At 69.0% G+C, this 15737-nt stretch carries 19 protein-coding genes and 1 pseudogene; 11 read left to right on the top strand and 9 right to left on the bottom strand.

Going from position 1 to position 15737, the window contains the following annotated elements; translation table 11 throughout:
* Positions 1-11: 11 nt before the first annotated feature.
* Positions 12-428: a GNAT family N-acetyltransferase gene (locus tag QUE79_RS17355; protein WP_286344155.1), complete on the bottom strand. Its 417-nt coding sequence runs from the start codon at positions 426-428 to the stop codon at positions 12-14.
* A gap of 94 nt (positions 429-522) precedes the next feature.
* Here QUE79_RS17355 and QUE79_RS17350 point away from each other — a divergent pair, with 94 nt between their 5' ends.
* Positions 523-1083, top strand: a complete 561-nt coding sequence (locus QUE79_RS17350) for a hypothetical protein (protein WP_286344154.1) — start codon at positions 523-525, stop codon at positions 1081-1083.
* A 14-nt stretch (positions 1084-1097) separates the two neighbouring features.
* Here QUE79_RS17350 and QUE79_RS17345 read toward each other — a convergent pair whose 3' ends face one another.
* The 4 genes from QUE79_RS17345 to QUE79_RS17330 form a co-directional block, all read right to left on the bottom strand.
* Complete coding sequence (locus tag QUE79_RS17345; protein ID WP_286344153.1) at positions 1098-2024, bottom strand: NADP-dependent oxidoreductase; 927 nt, start codon at positions 2022-2024, stop codon at positions 1098-1100.
* 9 nt (positions 2025-2033) lie between these two features.
* Positions 2034-2315, bottom strand: coding sequence for an LbetaH domain-containing protein (locus QUE79_RS17340; RefSeq protein WP_286344152.1), 282 nt, complete (start codon positions 2313-2315; stop codon positions 2034-2036).
* Positions 2312-3328 carry an SGNH/GDSL hydrolase family protein gene (locus QUE79_RS17335; RefSeq protein WP_286344151.1) on the bottom strand — a complete coding sequence of 339 codons (1017 nt, stop codon included), beginning with the start codon at positions 3326-3328 and terminating at the stop codon, positions 2312-2314. Before QUE79_RS17335 ends, QUE79_RS17340 begins: the two co-directional genes overlap by 4 nt.
* Before the next feature lie 127 nt (positions 3329-3455).
* Positions 3456-4046, bottom strand: coding sequence for a TetR-like C-terminal domain-containing protein (locus tag QUE79_RS17330; protein WP_286344150.1), 591 nt, complete (start codon positions 4044-4046; stop codon positions 3456-3458).
* Between the two features lie 84 nt (positions 4047-4130).
* On the opposite strand from QUE79_RS17330, the gene QUE79_RS17325 reads away from it, so the two are divergent.
* From QUE79_RS17325 to QUE79_RS17305, 5 genes are all read left to right on the top strand, one after another.
* Positions 4131-5258, top strand: coding sequence for a glycosyltransferase (locus QUE79_RS17325; protein ID WP_286344149.1), 1128 nt, complete (start codon positions 4131-4133; stop codon positions 5256-5258).
* A gap of 204 nt (positions 5259-5462) precedes the next feature.
* Positions 5463-6092 carry an Asp23/Gls24 family envelope stress response protein gene (locus QUE79_RS17320; RefSeq protein WP_350271576.1) on the top strand — a complete coding sequence of 210 codons (630 nt, stop codon included), beginning with the start codon at positions 5463-5465 and terminating at the stop codon, positions 6090-6092.
* 15 nt (positions 6093-6107) lie between these two features.
* The gene (locus QUE79_RS17315) at positions 6108-6347 is read left to right on the top strand and encodes a hypothetical protein (protein WP_286344148.1); all 240 of its coding nucleotides are present in this window, start codon (positions 6108-6110) and stop codon (positions 6345-6347) included.
* Positions 6344-6733, top strand: coding sequence for a hypothetical protein (locus QUE79_RS17310; RefSeq protein ID WP_286344147.1), 390 nt, complete (start codon positions 6344-6346; stop codon positions 6731-6733). The genes QUE79_RS17315 and QUE79_RS17310 overlap by 4 nt, the downstream gene beginning before the upstream one ends.
* Positions 6730-7317, top strand: coding sequence for a DUF6286 domain-containing protein (locus tag QUE79_RS17305; protein ID WP_286344146.1), 588 nt, complete (start codon positions 6730-6732; stop codon positions 7315-7317). The genes QUE79_RS17310 and QUE79_RS17305 overlap by 4 nt, the downstream gene beginning before the upstream one ends.
* 1030 nt (positions 7318-8347) lie before the next feature.
* On the opposite strand, the gene QUE79_RS17300 is transcribed toward QUE79_RS17305, so the two are convergent.
* Together QUE79_RS17300 and QUE79_RS17295 are read right to left on the bottom strand one after the other, a co-directional pair.
* On the bottom strand, positions 8348-8962 hold the full coding sequence (locus tag QUE79_RS17300) for an Asp23/Gls24 family envelope stress response protein (RefSeq protein ID WP_286344145.1): 615 nt from the start codon (positions 8960-8962) through the stop codon (positions 8348-8350).
* Positions 8963-9041: 79 nt separating this feature from the next.
* On the bottom strand, positions 9042-9608 hold the full coding sequence (locus QUE79_RS17295) for an RNA polymerase sigma factor (protein ID WP_286344144.1): 567 nt from the start codon (positions 9606-9608) through the stop codon (positions 9042-9044).
* A gap of 231 nt (positions 9609-9839) precedes the next feature.
* Between QUE79_RS17295 and QUE79_RS17290 the strand changes: the two genes are divergently transcribed.
* The 3 genes from QUE79_RS17290 to QUE79_RS17280 all read left to right on the top strand — a co-directional run bounded on the left by QUE79_RS17290 (position 9840) and on the right by QUE79_RS17280 (position 10994).
* The gene (locus tag QUE79_RS17290; RefSeq protein WP_286344143.1) at positions 9840-10268 is read left to right on the top strand and encodes an Asp23/Gls24 family envelope stress response protein; all 429 of its coding nucleotides are present in this window, start codon (positions 9840-9842) and stop codon (positions 10266-10268) included.
* 54 nt (positions 10269-10322) lie between these two features.
* Positions 10323-10493: a CsbD family protein gene (locus QUE79_RS17285; RefSeq protein ID WP_286344142.1), complete on the top strand. Its 171-nt coding sequence runs from the start codon at positions 10323-10325 to the stop codon at positions 10491-10493.
* A 93-nt stretch (positions 10494-10586) separates the two neighbouring features.
* Complete coding sequence (locus QUE79_RS17280) at positions 10587-10994, top strand: hypothetical protein (RefSeq protein WP_286344141.1); 408 nt, start codon at positions 10587-10589, stop codon at positions 10992-10994.
* Between the two features lie 46 nt (positions 10995-11040).
* Here the strand turns inward: QUE79_RS17280 and QUE79_RS17275 are convergent, their stop codons facing one another.
* Positions 11041-11319, bottom strand: a complete 279-nt coding sequence (locus tag QUE79_RS17275) for a GlsB/YeaQ/YmgE family stress response membrane protein (RefSeq protein ID WP_286344140.1) — start codon at positions 11317-11319, stop codon at positions 11041-11043.
* 122 nt (positions 11320-11441) lie between these two features.
* Between QUE79_RS17275 and QUE79_RS17270 the strand changes: the two genes are divergently transcribed.
* Positions 11442-12263, top strand: a complete 822-nt coding sequence (locus QUE79_RS17270) for a response regulator transcription factor (protein ID WP_286344139.1) — start codon at positions 11442-11444, stop codon at positions 12261-12263.
* A gap of 29 nt (positions 12264-12292) precedes the next feature.
* A pseudogene (locus QUE79_RS17265) lies at positions 12293-13308 on the top strand (aldo/keto reductase).
* An 18-nt stretch (positions 13309-13326) separates the two neighbouring features.
* Here QUE79_RS17265 and QUE79_RS17260 read toward each other — a convergent pair.
* Positions 13327-15687: an FUSC family protein gene (locus tag QUE79_RS17260; protein ID WP_286344138.1), complete on the bottom strand. Its 2361-nt coding sequence runs from the start codon at positions 15685-15687 to the stop codon at positions 13327-13329.
* Positions 15688-15737 lie beyond the last annotated feature (50 nt).

Raw genomic sequence — 15737 nt, 5'->3', positions numbered from 1 at the left:
GCGCGCCGGCCCTAGTCGCTGCCGACGACGCGGAGGAGCCCCGCCGGCGTCGGGCGGAACGCGTCGGGCCGCAGGTAGAACGACTCCATGCCGGGCTCGAAGTCCACGTGGACCCACTCGGCCGTCGTTCCGATGCATTCGGCGATGGCTCGCCGCACAAGTGTGCTGCCGATGCCTCGACCCTGCTCGTTCGGCCAGACGGTCGTGTCGACGAGGAAGGCGTGCCGACCGCCGTCTCCGACCACGTTGACGAATCCGACGAGCCTGCCACCGCGGCGCGCCGTGACCCAGCCCAGAGAGTGCCTCTCGAGACGCTCCCTCCAGGGTTCGACGGTCACCGCGCCGGCGAAGGCCGCCGCGTGCAGGATCGACAGCTCGTCGTCGTCGACGTCGCCGCGCCACAGGTAGGTGCACTCGTCGTCCGTCATGCCTTCAGCCTCTCCTACGACGTCGATCGATCATCGACGCCTCACGCGTCAATATTTTCTTGACGCGAGGCGGTGTCAACGATAACTTGACAGGATGACCGACACGCGAGCATCCATTCGAGACGGCATAGCCGAGATCGTCAAGACCGTCGACCCGGACATCGACCGGCGGCTGGCGACCGACCGAAGCGCCTTCCTGCAGCTGATCGCCATTGCGGCCGAGATCGACAGCGAGGCGGGCGAGACGGTGAGGAACGCGACCTCCTCGGCGCGCGCCGCCGGCGTGAGCTGGGAGCAGATCGGTGACGTCCTCCACATCTCGCGCCAGGCCGCACAGCAGCGTTTCGGCCAGACGCCGTCGGCGGCGCCGGAGGAGGAGGTGTGGCGCATGACCCCGGTCACCGCGTTCGATGAGATGGAAAGGCTCAACGAGGCAGGCAGGCACGGCTGGCACTCCGTCGCCTTCGGCACGCTGTACCACGATCTCGTGCCGTCGAACCAGCAGTGGGAGCACCGGCGCGTGAGCGTCTTCGCGTCGCGGCAGTCCCTCGAGGCCGACGGGTGGCAGAGGATCGGAAGCATGTGGATTCCGTGGGCGTACTACGCCCGCGCCACGGCACGTCCGGCGATCCCAGGATCCGCGAAGCCCGACTGAGTCGAGCGGCGGACTCAGAAGGTCAGAACGAATCGACCACGTGTTCCGCCGGCCTCGAGACGGCGGTGCGCTTCGCCCGCCTGGTCGGAGGGGAGCACGCCGGCGACCCGCAGGGTCACGGAGCCGCGCTCGACGGCGGTGCGAAGGCGATCGAGCTTCTCGTGCGACAGATATTCGTCGCCGACGGAAACGACTTCGAATCGGACGCCCTCGGTGCCGTCGCCGGTCCACCCGCGGAACGACGCGAAGGCGCCTCCCGGCTTGACCGCCGACGTGACCTGCTCCTTCTGCATGGCCGTGTCGACTACCGCGTCCACGCCGTCGGGCGCGATCTCGAGAATCCGCTTCGCCACGTCGTCGCCGCGGGCGACGACGGAATCGGGGCCGAGGCTCTCCACGAGCGCCCGGTCTTTCTCGGAGGAGTCCGCGATCACGGTGAGACCGGCCTCCTCGGCCAGTTGAACGACGTACGAGCCGAGGGTTCCTGCGGCGCCCGTCACCGCGATGGTCGCGCCCCGAGCGAGAGCGAGCTTCTCGAGGGTCTGGACGGCCGTCAGGCCGTTCATCGGCAGCGTCGAGGCCTCGGCGAAGCTGGTTCCGGCGGGGATTCGAGCCATCGACTGCCAGGGCCCCACCACGTATTCGGAGTACGCACCCCCGTGCTCGCCGGCCGGGATGGTGAAGGCCATGACCTCGTCGCCCAGGGAGAACGGCACCCCCTCGCCGACCTCGTCGACCACCCCGGCGGCATCCATGCCCGGCACGAACGGCGGCTCGGCGTTCGGGCGCCCGAGCCCGGCGCGGATGAGCGTGTCGGTCGGGCTCACGGCGATGGCCTTCACGGCGAGACGCACTTCTCCCGGCCCGGCATGCGGCTCCGGCTTCTCGAACGTCTTCAGCTTCTCAGGACCACCGAACTCTTCAACACCGATCACACGCATGACTCCGAGTCAACCGCAGAAGGCTGACCTCCGGCTCCGTGCCCGTAGCGTCCGAGCGCGACCTGCGGGTGCCGGCGGGGCCGTCGCGCCGGCCCCGATCCACACGTTCTCGGCAACGTCGATCGGGCTCCGGTCGGGATCGACCGGATGCCCCACCGTGATGGAGGTCGCTTTCGGCCCGACCATGGCCTCCGCGGCCAGGCGGATGCCGCCGTCGTCGAGGACCGTGCAGCCCTGATCGATGGACACGCGTTCGGGTTCGTGGATCGGAAGGAATCGTCCTTGCGTCATCCGTCGATCGTGGCGCGAGCGGGGAAGCCGAGGGCGGCGAAGCGCTCGCCGATGAGCCGGTGGGCCTCCGGGCCCGGGTGGAGCCCGTCGGGCAGCGGAAGCCGGGCTGCGTCCACGGGACCGTAGAGATCCGTGCCATCCAGGTAGCGGAGGTGGGGATCATCATCGCGCGCGGCGACGAGGGACTCCAGCTCTCGACGGATCGTCTGCAGCGTCAGCTTGCCGCGCTCGACCTCGGCGGGGTCGCCCGTCGCGATGAAGCGGACGTGGTCGGTGCCGAGGGTTGCGACGTCGACCGAGCCGGGCCCCGGTGTCGACTCGTGGATGCCGCAGAAGATCGGCGAGACGAGGACGATCGGCGTGGCGGGGTGGCCATCGCGGATCGTGTCGAGAAATCCGTGCACGGCGGGCACGAACGCTCTCAGCCGCATGGAGTCGAGATTGACGACGTTGATGCCGAGTTTGAGGCTGATGACGTCGGCGGGGGTGTCACGGATCACGCGAGCCATGAACGGGTCGACCAGGGCGCTACCACCGAAGCCGAGGTTGTGCAGCTCGACACCCGCCTGCCGTGCGGCCACGACCGGCCAGATCTCGGTGGGTGCCGCCGCATTCGAGCCGTGGCTGATGGAGCTTCCGTGGTGCACCCAGACCGGGCGCCTCTCCGTATCGGGAACGATGGCGGCATCGGCGCTCAGCGAGACCAGCTCGACGGACTCGTTGTGGGGCAACCAGAGCTCGACGAGGTTCTCGCCGGGCGGCAGCTCCGAGATCACCGTGGTGTGCGGCGGCCCGGAGGCGAAGGCGCTCTCGCCCGAGCGGAGGTCGAGCTCGAAGACGTCGCCGCCGGTCAGGGTGTCCCGGTCGAAGAGGCTCCCGTTCACGAGGGTGTCGACGACGCCGCGCGCGCGGTCGGCGCCGCGGTAGGCGATTCGCGTGGGGTGCGTGGTCAGCTCGATCACGTCGGCCGTCGTCTGGAAGCTGAGTCGGACTCCGGAGGGCTGGGACTCCATCGCGAGGAGCTGTCCGTCCGGGAACTGCTGCCGCACCCAGGCGGGAAGCCGGTGCAGTCGAACCCCCGATCGGTGCGCTCGAAATCGGCGCCTCCTCGGACCAGGGCGGGCACGATGGAGGAGTCGATCACGGTCGACCTGCTTTCTTCTCGAGGGATCCCCAGGCGGTGAAGACGGTGTCGAGGGCGTCGAGAGCAAAGCCCCACGACACCTCCGACTCGGGATCGCGATGGTCGAAACCACCGGTCCGCTCCAGGGCGACGAATCCGTTCACCATGGCGCCGAGCATTCGCACCGCGTGGACGAGCCTGGCTTCGGGCAGCTCGTATCCGCGAAGGACGGCGAGCGTGAGCGTTGCGAGTCGTCGGGCCGGCTCCGACTTGACGGTGGTGGGGGAGGCGACGCGCTGGAGCGCTGCCCAGCGGCCGGGAAAGCGTCTGGCGTAGTCGCGCTGGGCCTCACCGAGGCCGATCAGTGCGTCGGCTCGGGAACGGCCTGCCACCGAGGCGGCGATCGCCTCGGCGAGCTCGCCGAGGGCCAACTCGTGTATGCCGTCGAGGACGGCGGCGCGATCGTGGACATGGTTGTAGAGGCTGGCGGTCTGCACGCCGAGCGCGCGTGCCACATCGGACAGCACGACCGTGTCGAAACCGTCGTGGTCGGCGAGATCCGCGGCCGCGGCGATGATCCCGGCGGAGGAGAGGGGGACCCGAGGCATGGAAGGAGACTAACACCTTTAGTTTTATGCAAGTAGCGTTAGTCGAACGGCATCACTTCTCTTCACCTCGATGAACGGATCCTCATGCGTCTCCTCCTCAGCGCCGTCCCCGCGCACGGCCACGTCCTTCCCCTCGCGCCGCTGGCTCGTGCGGCGCTCTCTCGGGGCCACGACGTGGCGATCCTGACCAGCGCCGGACTCCGCGCGACCCTGGAGCACGAGCTTCCGGGGATCGAGCTGCTCCCGGCGGGTCCGATGCCCGACGTGGTGTTCGCGGAGGTGTCTCGGCGCACGGGAAAGGATGCCCTCGCAGGCGAGGATCCCTCTGCCGTCGCCGAGTTCTTCGCCGGAATCCGGGTCGACCTGACCGTCGACGAGGCGCTCGCGGCAGCTCGGGCATGGCGTCCCGACGTCATCGTGGCGGACGCCTGCGATTTCGTCGGGCCGCTGGTCGCCGCCTCGCTGGGCGTTCCGTGGCACCTCCTGGCCTTCGGTCCGGCCATGCCGGACGAGGTCACGACGCCGATGAGGGAGGTCGTGGCGTCGCGCTACGCCGCTCGAGGCCTGACACCGGCGGCGCCTCTGAGCTATCTCGACCCCTGCCCGCCGTCGCTGCAGATTCCTGAGTGGCTGCCGCCTGCGAGCCGTGTCGCGATCCGGCCGGAGGCGTACCGGGGCGGATCCTCGCGAGGCCCCACCGCCGGATTCGATGCTCGTGACGACACGGATCGCATCGTCGTCACGCTCGGAACGGTCTTCTCACAGCCCGATCTTCTCGAGGCGATCATCGCCGGCTTCGACCTCGATTCCGTGTCCGTCGTCGCGACCCTGGGTGTTCTACCGGGGGTGACGCCGCCCGCCGACACCGATGCGGTGCGCTACGTCACGTTCGTCCCCCTGTCCGAACTCCTGGCGGACGCCGACGTCGTGGTCTCGGCGGGAGGCGCCGGCACGGTCCTGGCGGCGCTCGCGAACGGACTGCCGCTGGTGCTCCTTCCGCAGGGAGCCGACCAACCGCTCAACGCCGCTCGAGCCGAGGCGACCGGCGCCGCGCTGGTCGTCCACGACCCGTCCGCCGTCGGCCCCGCCGTCGAACGCCTCCGACACGACCGGCGGTTCCGCGCCGCGGCGCAGCGCGTGGCGTCGGAGATCGCCGCCATGCCCGACCCGGTCGCCGTGGTGGACTCCCTGATCCCGGTCGGCATCCAGTGACGGCCGGCCTCGTCGCCACGCCGGCGCGCCTCGTCGCCACGACGTCCCGCGTCGTCGCCACGAGGGCCCGCGCAGAGTCCGCCAAGAAAGTTGGGCGATCGGTGTGACGAAAGCCGCCGGCGCCTCGTCCTAGGAGTGAACGGTTCACGACACCGTTCGTCTTCGGGCGCCGACACTGGCGCCCTCTCGCACGAGGAGCTCCCCATGGCGAACATCACCCCCAACACCACGCCCCACCCCGACCACCCGGTCGGCGACACCTCTGCCCCGGTCGCCTCGCTCGGCGCCGCGACGGCGAACGTGGACGACGGCAAGACCGTCATCCAGGAGAACGTGATCGCGAAGATCGCCGGCATCGCAGCGCGTGAGGTCGCCGGCGTCTACGCCCTCGGCGGCGGCGTCGCCCGCGCGTTCGGCGTCCTTCGGGACGCGACCAACAACACCGACCTCACCCAGGGCGTCACCGTCGAGGTCGGCGAGAACAGCGTTCGAGCGGAGTTGACGATCGTCGTCCTCTACCCGACGAGGATCCACCGGGTCGCGGCCGAGGTGCGCGGAGCCGTCATCGCCGCCATCACCGAGCTCGCCGGCATGGACGTCGTCGAAGTGGACGTCACCGTCAGCGACGTCCACATCCCTTCCGACGACGACGAGGCACCGACCGCCACCGGTCAGGTCGCGGCCAAAGTCGACGGAGCAAAAGCCGCAGTCGACTCGTCCCTCGAGGACGCCAAGGCGACCGCCACCGACAAGCTCGACGAGGCGAAGACCGTCGTGGCCGACAAGGTCGACGACGCCAAGACGTCCGTTGCCGACGCCGCGGACCAGATCTAAGGACACCAAGCGCTCATGACCAACACCACCGACACCAGCCCCGTCCGAACCGGACGCGGCGTCTCCACGCTCACCATCGTCGCCATGGCGATCGGCACGGTCCTCGCTCTGACCTGGATCGTCCTCGGCTTCTGGGCCTTCGTGCTCGTCGCCGTCGCCATCGTCATCGGATCCCTCGTCGCACGGGTCCTGGACGGCCGCCTCGACCTCGGCGCCATCACCGACGTGATCCGGGGGAAGCGTTCCTCCTCATGACCATCACCGCACCCGCTGCACCCGTTGCGACGCAGCCGCAGTCCGGTGACGTCCACGGCCGGAACCGGATCACTCCGAAAGCGCTTCGGCGCGTCGTCTCCGCGGTGGCCGCGGAAGCCCTCGGGGTGAAGGCCCACCAGATCGGCGTCGACCTCAGCGACCGCGACGGAGACCTCGCCGTCTCTGCCACAGCCGCCGTTCGGGTCCCGTCGCTCACGCCGGGCCAGCAGAACCTCCGGGCGCCGCTGCCGACGATCCTCGACCGGGCCGCGACCGCCCAGAACACCATCCGCGATCGCGTGAAGACGATCACCGGATCCAGCATCGCCGAGGTCAACCTCCGGCTGACCAGCGCCCACATCCAGGAAGAAGGAAGAGTTCGATGAGCACTTCCACCGCAAGCGTCTACCGGCGGGTCCTCCGCCGCGAGACGCACTCGCCGCGTTCCGGGCTCGCGATCACCGTCGCCGTCGTCCTGATCCTCGTGGCGGCCTGGCTCGGAACCGAAAGCGTGCTCGAGCTCATCGGCCGACCGGCCCTCCTGGTCGCGCCCGGCGACATGCTCGGCAGCGCCCTGACCGTGTCCGATGCCGTGCCCGTCGCGTTCCTCGTCGCCGCCGGCGTCGTGGTGGCCGTCGTCGGAGTACTCGTCATCGTGGTCTCTCTCAAGCCCGGCCGCAGAGGACGGCACACCGGCCCCACCGACCGCACCGCGCTCGTCGTCGACGATCGCGCGATCGCGTCCTCGCTCGCCCGCACCGCGGCTCATGCCGCGGACCTCGACCCGGATCAGGTGATCGTGACCATCGGCAAGAGAACCGCCGACGTGCACGTGCGTCCGTCGTCCGGCCTGCCGGTCGACAGGGAGGCCATCGTCGAGGCCGTCACCGACGAGGTCGAGCGGTACGAGCTGTCTCCGTCGCTGAAGACCCGAATCGACATCGACAAGAAAGGCGTCGTCGGCAAATGAACGACACCAACCGCGGTCTCAACCGCACCCTGCTGTTCCTCCTCGGGCTGATCCTCCTCCTCGTCGGAGCCGCCGTTGCGGTGGCCGCCGCCGTTCCCGACACCTTGGCCGGCTGGAAGAAGGGGGCGTCGACCGTGCGGCAGAACGTCTCCGACACCGTCACCGGCACGCCTCTCGGCGACACCGGGCACTCGTGGCTGCTGGTCGTCGCTGTCGCGGCGGCCGTCGTCGCGATCGTCCTGCTGCTCCTGTTCGTCTTCCGGCAGGGCCACGGTCACACCAACCGACTCGTCCGGGTCGGCGGTGACACGAAGCACCGCGACACTCCCACGGGCGGTGCCGTGTTCGTCGATGCGTCGGTGGCCGAGCAGTCCATCGGCGCCGCGCTCAAGGAGTACGCCAACCTCGCGTCCTCGTCGGTGACGACCTACGACGTCAAGGGCACCACCACCCTCAAGATCACCGCGAACACCCGACGCGGCGTCTCGCCCACCGACGTTCGTCGACACATCGACGGGATCGTCGCCGCATGGGACAGCGCTCTCGGGCAGGACGTCCCCGTCGTGATCCAGATCACCCCGGACTCCTCGCCCGGGCAGGTAGGGCGAGCCGCGTCGCCGGCGACGTCGCCTGACCGATCGGGCTCAGCCGACCTCGGCCAGCGGCCCGTCGCTGCCCGCCGTCGGGGACTCGGGCGCGGTGCTCGTCCCGTGCTTGTCGGCGAAGCGAACCACTTTGAGTTCGATCGACGCTTCGAGGCCCAGCTCGGAGAGGTGCTCGCGGATCGCGGTCGTCACGGCGCGCAGCGTCTCCGGGCCGGGCCGGTCCTCCTGGAGGGCGATGTGGATCGACACGGTCGTCAGCGCCCCGTCGTGCCCGATCCCGACCAGCGCCTCCTCTCTGTCGGTGAACAGCGAGACGACGCCCTGGACGGCAGAGGCGATCAGCGGCACCGTGGAGTAGATCTCGACGACGCCCGGGATCTCGCGGACCAGGGTCGTCAATCGGCGGGAGAGCTCGCGGTCGTCCGTCATGAGTGCTCCTTCGCCTTGCCGTCGTTGTGGGTGTGGATGTCTTCGATCGTCACGTTCACCGCGGCGACGTTGAGCTCGGTGTGCAGAGCGAGCGCGGTCCGGATGATGGACCGCAACTCCCGCGCGAGCTGATGCAGGTTCTCGCCCCAGGCCACACTGGCCGTGACGTCGACATCGATGGGCTCGCCGGGGATCGTCACGTCACCGGCCAGCACGCAGCGGCCGATGAGCACGCCGTCGACCTGGTCGCAGGCCGCCCGGATGAGGCCGCGGACGCTGCCCTCGGTCAGGATCATCCGCACATCCGGATCGGGGCTGGTCAGGGGGATGTCCCGCCCGGCCCGGATCTCGCGGCGGATGTTGTCGAGCAGGCCGGTGATCCAGACGTTGTCGCGTTCGGGCGCCTCGTGCGCCTCGGCCTCCAGCATCGACCAGGACACGTTCTTCAGGCGCTCCAGCGCGCTGAGCGCCATCTGACACCCGGGCGACGCCTCGATCGCCGGGTTGATCGGCGTGCGGCCCTCGTCGAGGTACTCGCTCAGCTCGTCGAGCGTGAATCCGTCGAGGTCGTCGGGCTCCTCGATGGATTCCACCAGGACGCCGTCGACCACCAGGCGATCGGCTCCGGGCGTCTCGGACGCTGCGGGGGCGTCTCGGCGGGTGTCGGCTCGTCGGAGTCGTGGGAGTCGCTCATCGCCATTCCTCCATCTCGTGCATCAAGGTCTTCCTGGCTCGGACGAGGAGTCCTCTCACCGTCGAAGCGGGAAGGCCCAGTGTCTCGGCGATCTCCCCGTAACTGGATCCGCCCAATTCTTTCAGAACCCACGCCTGGCGCTGTTCGTCCGGGAGATTCGTCAGCGCCGTCGAAAGCGCTTGCAGCTGCATCCGCATTTCGATGATCCGCTCAGGGTTGTCGGAGCTGCGCGCCGGTGGCTCGTAGTCGTCGATGTCGTCGTGCTGCTTGCGGACCCGCATCCGATCGATGGCCTTGTTCGTGACCATTCGCATGAGCCACGACTTGACCGCCCGGGGTTCCGCGAGGCGATCCAGTTGGCGCCACGCCGTCAGGAAGGCCTCCTGGACGACGTCGTCCGACTCGACGTCCGAGCCCAGCAGCTTGGCCGCGAACACGCGCATCAGTGGCCCGTAGCGGCGTGCGAGCACCTCGAACGCGTCGACATCGCCGTCGGCCGCTCGAGCGGCGAGGATGCCGTCCGACGCCTCCAGCAGGAGCGTATTCTGTTGCGCTTCGCGCACCGACGCTCCTTCTCTCGCCCTGACGGGCGGGTCGTTCGTGTGACGAGTCGGGGTCTGGGCTCGTCCCAGAAGCGACTATCCCACACTTCCCCGAGTCGCTCCCGACGGCAGCCGGGACGAAAAAGAATCGGATCGTGTGTGACGAATCCCGTCGAGGTCTCGTCCTAGGAGTGGCTGACGAACAGCCGCACCGTACGGCTCACCCGATGGGCCCGACAGGAGGAACACATCATGAGCACCACCACCCCGGCCGCTGTGGCTCGCCGCACCGACGACGCCTCGGACAAGGGCAAGACCACGATCGACGAGACGGTCGTGGCCAAGGTCGCTGGAATCGCGGCCCGCGAGGTCACCGGAGTCCACGGGCTCGGCGGCGGCGCGGCGCGTGCCATCGGCGCCCTCCGCAACGTCGTGAACAGCAAGGACCTCACGCAGGGTGTCTCGGTCGAGGTCGGCGATACCCAGGTCGCCGCGGACATCACGATCGTCGCCGAGTACCCGGCGCCTCTGCAGGACGTCGCGGACGGCGTTCGCGCCTCCGTGGCCCAGGCCATCGAGACCATCGTCGGGATGGAGGTCGCGGAGATCAACGTGACCATCAACGACGTCCACATCGAGGACGACGACGACGACGAGACCAAGGAGTCCCGCGTCCAGTAACACCCGCAACACCCCCTCCCGAAAATCACACCCCAACCCAAGAAGGAGCGAGCCATGAGCGCCGCAGACAAGTTCAAGAACGCAGCAGAAGACCTGACCGGCAAGGCGAAGGAGACCGTCGGCCGTGTCACCGACAACGACAAGCTCGAAGCCGAGGGCAAGGCCGACCAGGTCAAGGCCGGCGCGAAGAAGACCGGCGAAGACGTCAAGGACGTCTTCAAGTAGGCGGTTCCGACCGCACTCCTCGCGGCCCCGTGTCGACGTCCGCGTCGACCGGGGCCGCGCCCTGAGTATTTCCCCTCGTCGAAAGGTCCTCTCGTGCGCACGTCCGCATTCGATCGGCGCCATCGCCCCCGCAGTGTCTGGTTCGCGTTCGGTACCGGCTCCGTCCTCAGCCTCGTGATCGCGTTCGGAGTCCTGCTCCCGCTGCTCGGGCTGGTCGGCGCAAGTCTCGCGGCGGCCCCGGTCGTGCACATCCCGCTCGCCCGCATTGCGGTGACCCTCGTGGCCGGCTACCTGCTCGCTCTGGGCCTCCTGGTCTGGACGGCGCGAAGGCGGCACGGTCCCGTCGCCTGGTTCTTCGCCGTGGCCGCCGTCATCTGCACTCTCGTGATCTCCGTCTCGCCGGCTCTCGCGGTGGCCCTGACCGCCGTCCACACGGGCGGTGAGGTCATCCCGTTCATCAGCGACTGGGTCCGCAGGGGCTCTGCCGTCTTCAACCGCTGAGGGGCGCGGTCACAGCTCACGACCGCGCCCTCGAAGTGCGGTCCGATCAGCGGTTGACGCTGGAGCGTCCGGCGAAGCGCGTGTAGACGAACAGCACGATGATGGCTCCGACGATCGAGCCGATGATGCCGGCAGGCTGGAAGAAGCCGTCCATCGGGTCGTGCTGGAAGATCAGGAAGCCCAGGAAGCCTCCGACGAACGACCCGATGATTCCGAGGATGATCGTCTTGAAGACCCCCATGCTCTGCTGTCCGGGGATCACGGCACGAGCGATGAAGCCGGCGATGAGGCCGACGATGATGAGGCTGATGATGAGACCGATCATGGTGGGACTCTTTTCTGTCGGCATGCCGTGGCATGCGGTGGTGTCACCGGAGTCGGCGACTTCCTGACTCAACCACCCCTCGGGGTGTGCCAATACACCCCTGGGGGTGGAATGCTCGAACCATGCCGACCACGACTGCCACCCGACCGCTGACCGTCACGCTGGTCGACGACTACGACGTGGTACTGACCGGCTTGGCGCACATGTTCGACAGCTATCGCGACCGGATCCTGGTGTCCGAGATCGATGCGAACGCGACGCTCGACGACACGATCGACCTCGTCCTCTACGACTCCTTCGCCCAACCGGAATCGGACCACCACGAGATCGCCGAGCTCGTCGCGAACCCGCGGGCACGTCACGTCGTGGTGTACACCTGGAATTTCCAGCCGGAACTCGTGGCGACCGCTCTCGAGCAGGGAGTCCACGGCTACCTTTCGAAGACCCTCGCTGCCAAAGAACTCGTGCTCGCTCTCGAAGCCGTCGCGGCCGGCGAGATCGTGGTCAGCGAGCCCCGACGACGCGCACCGAGCGCAGCCGGCCTGGACTGGCCCGGGAGGCGCGAAGGCATCACCGATCGGGAGTCCGAGATCCTGGCGCTCATCACGCAGGGCAAGAGCAACGCCGAGGTGGCGACCCTGACCTACCTCAGCCCGAACACCGTCAAGTCGTACATCCGATCCGTCTACCGCAAGATCGGCGCCGACAGCCGAACCCAGGCCGTTCTCTGGGGGTCGCGAACGGTTTCAGCCCGGACCACCACCGGATCGATCACTGGCTCGGAGGGCCGTGACCGTCACGATCGGACGCGCACATCACGTCGTCGCTGGTCTGCTTCGACCAGGATCGAGGGGTCCGGCGGTCACATCGTGACGCGCGCGGAAGAGGGGTCCTGTGAAGGGAGCCCCGCTGGTACCTCCCGGGGCCGTCCGAACTCGTCGTAGCGTCGAATCACGCGACGAAAGGAACCAGCATGGACTACCGCCCGCTCGGCCGAACCGGCATCGAGGTGAGCCCGCTGTGCCTCGGCACGATGATGTTCGGGGCCTGGGGTAACCAGGATCACGACGACTCGATCCGGATCATCCATCGCGCGCTCGACGCCGGGATCAACTTCGTCGACACGGCCGACGTCTACTCGGACGGCGAGTCGGAGGAGATCGTGGGCAAGGCCCTCAAAGGCAGGCGCGACGACGTCGTGCTGGCGACCAAGTTCTTCATGCCGACCGGCCCCGGTCCGAATTCGTCGGGTGGCTCTCGCCGGTACATCATCTCAGCGGTCGAGAACTCCTCCGCCGCCTGCAGACGGACCACATCGACCTGTACCAGGTGCATCGTCCCAGCGCTACGACCGATGTCGAGGAGACGCTCGGGGCGCTGTCAGACCTGGTGCACCAGGGCAAGGTCCGATCGATCGGGTCGTCCTCCTACTCGGGCGCACAGATCGTCGAAGCGCAGGTCGCCGCCCGCGACCGTCATCTGGAGCGGTTCGTGACCGAGCAGCCGCCCTATTCGATCCTGGTCCGCGGGATCGAAGAGGACATCCTGCCGACGACGCAGCGCTATGGCATGGGCACTCTCGTCTACAGCCCGCTGTCGGGCGGCTGGCTCACCGGCCGGTGGCGCAAGGACGCTCCGGGAGCCCCGGTCTCGAAGAACCGGCCGCCGGCTCGCTTCGACATGTCGTCTCCGGCCAACCAGCGCAAACTCGAGGCGGTCGAGGGACTCGCTCTTCTCGCCGAGGCGAACGGCATCACGCTGATCGAACTGGCGGTCGCCTTCGCGATCACGCACCCCGGGGTGACCAGCGCGATCGTCGGGCCTCGCACGATGGAGCAGCTCGAATCCCAGATCACCGGCGTCGACGTCACTCTGTCGGCCGAGGTGCTCGACCGGATCGACGAACTGGTTGCGCCCGGCGTCACGCTGAACCCCGACGACAACAGCTACGGAGCGGTCTCGCTGACTTCGGCTGCTCGGCGCCGCTGAAGCGGCGGGACCACCCGCTCAGTCGGACGCTGCCTCGGCAGCCGCGGGATCCTGCTCGGCCGCCTGCAGCGGCTCGAGCGTCGCGCCGAGCTCGGCTCCGCGACCGCAGAGGGCCTGGTCGATGGCGTGGAGGTGCCGGGCGAATCCGACGAGCGAGCGGTGGGAGCGTGACCCGTCGAGGTCGGCGTGGTCCTCCAGCAGGTCGATGACGTCGCCGGCCGGATGGAACGTGACCTCGGTCATCTTCGACTCGAGCGCGCTCACGAACGCGTCGATGTCGGCTTGCACCGCATCGACTGCCCGCGCAAGGGCATCCTGCAGGCTCACCGTGTCCGCCGCCCCGACGGCGCCGTCGGCCAGCCTGGTGAGGGCGCGGCCGTGGTACTCGCAGGCGCCGAGGATGACCAGCGTCCGCCGCGTGCCCGACCGGTTCGAGACGCCGGCCCAGCCCTGGGTCACGGGCTTGCTCGTGGTCGTCAGGGCCAGGAAGGTGTCGCGGAGGGCCCGGGCGTCGTCGGGCGCTGCGACGACTGCCTCGGCGCGCGGCGTCGGCAGGGTGAGTCGCTGCACCGCCGTCTCGAGCGAGGACGACAGCGCGTCGAGGAAGGCGCGAGTCCGGGTCCGCATGGCATCGCGCGTGCTGTTCGGGAAGACGACGTAGGAGACGAGGATGCCGATTCCCGCGCCCGCGGCTGTCTCCTCCAGCCGGGTCAGCAGGAGGCCGATGCTGAACTCGCCGAGCAGGCCGTACAGCAGCGCGAGCATCGTCGTGACGCCGAAGATCATCCACATCGACGACACCTGCATGAAGTAGAACCCGAGGAACAGGCAGACGACGATGAGGGCGATCGAGACGACGAGGTTGCCGCCGACCACCCCGGCGATCAGGACCCCGAGCACGACGCCACCGAGGGTCCCGACGACGCGGAGCCACCCCTTCGACAGGATCTCGCCGCGCGTGGAGGTGCCGACGTAGACCACGAAGGCCGCGATGACGGCCCAGAACCACCGGGTCGAGGAGAGCGCGGTGCCGGCGGCGATCGCCAGGGCGGCGGCCAGGCCCACCTGCACGGCGGTCCGTGCGAGTTGCGGAAGGGCGGCGAGCCTGCTCGGAGGCTCCGAGCCGTCGCCCCGAGCGTCGTCGTTCTCGGCGGGGTCGGAGCGCTCGAGATCGTCGAGGTCGTCGACGGTCTCGGCCGCCTGCGACGAGTCGCCGTCCGGCCCGCGAGCGACGATGCCCTGCCACGAGGAGAAGCCGAACCGGATCACGCGGGCCAGGGCTTCGAGACGCTCGTCGCTGTCGGACACTCCGCCGACGGACACGTGCGCTCCGTGGCCGGAAGCGATCGGCACCGCCGACGTGAGGGGCGCCGCAGGGCCGGAGGACGGACGGACCTCGTCGACGGAACGGGTCAGCCGCACCGGGGAGTGCACCGCCCGACGCAGCTCCCGGAGTCGCGTCGACAGCTGCGACCGCTGGTCGTCCGTCATGCTGTGGTCCAGCAGTACCCGGCGGACGATGCTGTGCAACCGCTCGAGCATCAACTGGAAGTCGAAGATCCGCACGCTCAGCTCGTCGTTCGAGATTCCGCCGACGAGAGGGTGGTCGGCGGTGTCGAGGACCTGTTCCGCGCCCGCGGCCGTCGAACTGCTGGCGGCGAGACGCGACGTCACCGACCGGTGCAGCTTCTCGTCGATCCCGCCCGCGCGGACGCCGTCGTCGATCACGTCGAGGACGCGTCCGGCTCGGACGCCGAGAGCGCGCAGGAGGCGTCGCAGGTCGCGATCGGGATGTCTCGGGCGGAGCAGGTAGCGCAGCGTGATCACCACGAGGGCGGCGATGGTGACGGCGCAGGCGACGACGGGCAGCTCGGCCACGTCGACCTTGGTGAAGATGGCGATGAAGTACGACATGAAGCCGACCATCCCGATCGACACGCCGCGCTGTCCGATCACGCGCACGAACACGGCCGCCATCGCTATCGCCACGAAGACGACGTCGGCCACGAGCGGCACGTCGTGCGTCAGCGACGCGATCGTCACGGCCGCGATCGACGACGGGACGAGCAGCAGGATCGAGACCGCCCTCGGCTTCGCGCGCGGCTCGCGGATCGCGTTGCAGGCGAGCATCGTGAGGATCAGGCCGGGGATCGCGCCGGCAGCGGACAGGCCGGTGATCGCGGCCAGCCCGAAGAGGATGACGGCCACCACGACGAGGCACGTGATGGTCGTGCTCGCGCTCCGCAACCGGGAGAGATCCGGGTCGGACGTCGCGACGAAGCGAATGGCGCGCCGGATCGGTCTCGTGACGGTGCGCCGCACCCGCGCGAAGGAGGTCTCGCCGACAGGTATCGCTGTCGTCGACGTGTCGACCGCCATGCCTGCCTCCCGATGCCCGATGCCTCCCCGCCAGCGTACGAGCCTCCGGC

This window comes from Frondihabitans sucicola, assembly GCF_030296615.1.
GTDB classification, from domain to species: domain Bacteria; phylum Actinomycetota; class Actinomycetes; order Actinomycetales; family Microbacteriaceae; genus Frondihabitans; species Frondihabitans sucicola.
The sequence above is the reverse complement of the archived record's forward strand: the minus strand, read 5'-3'. Positions and strand labels throughout refer to the sequence as shown.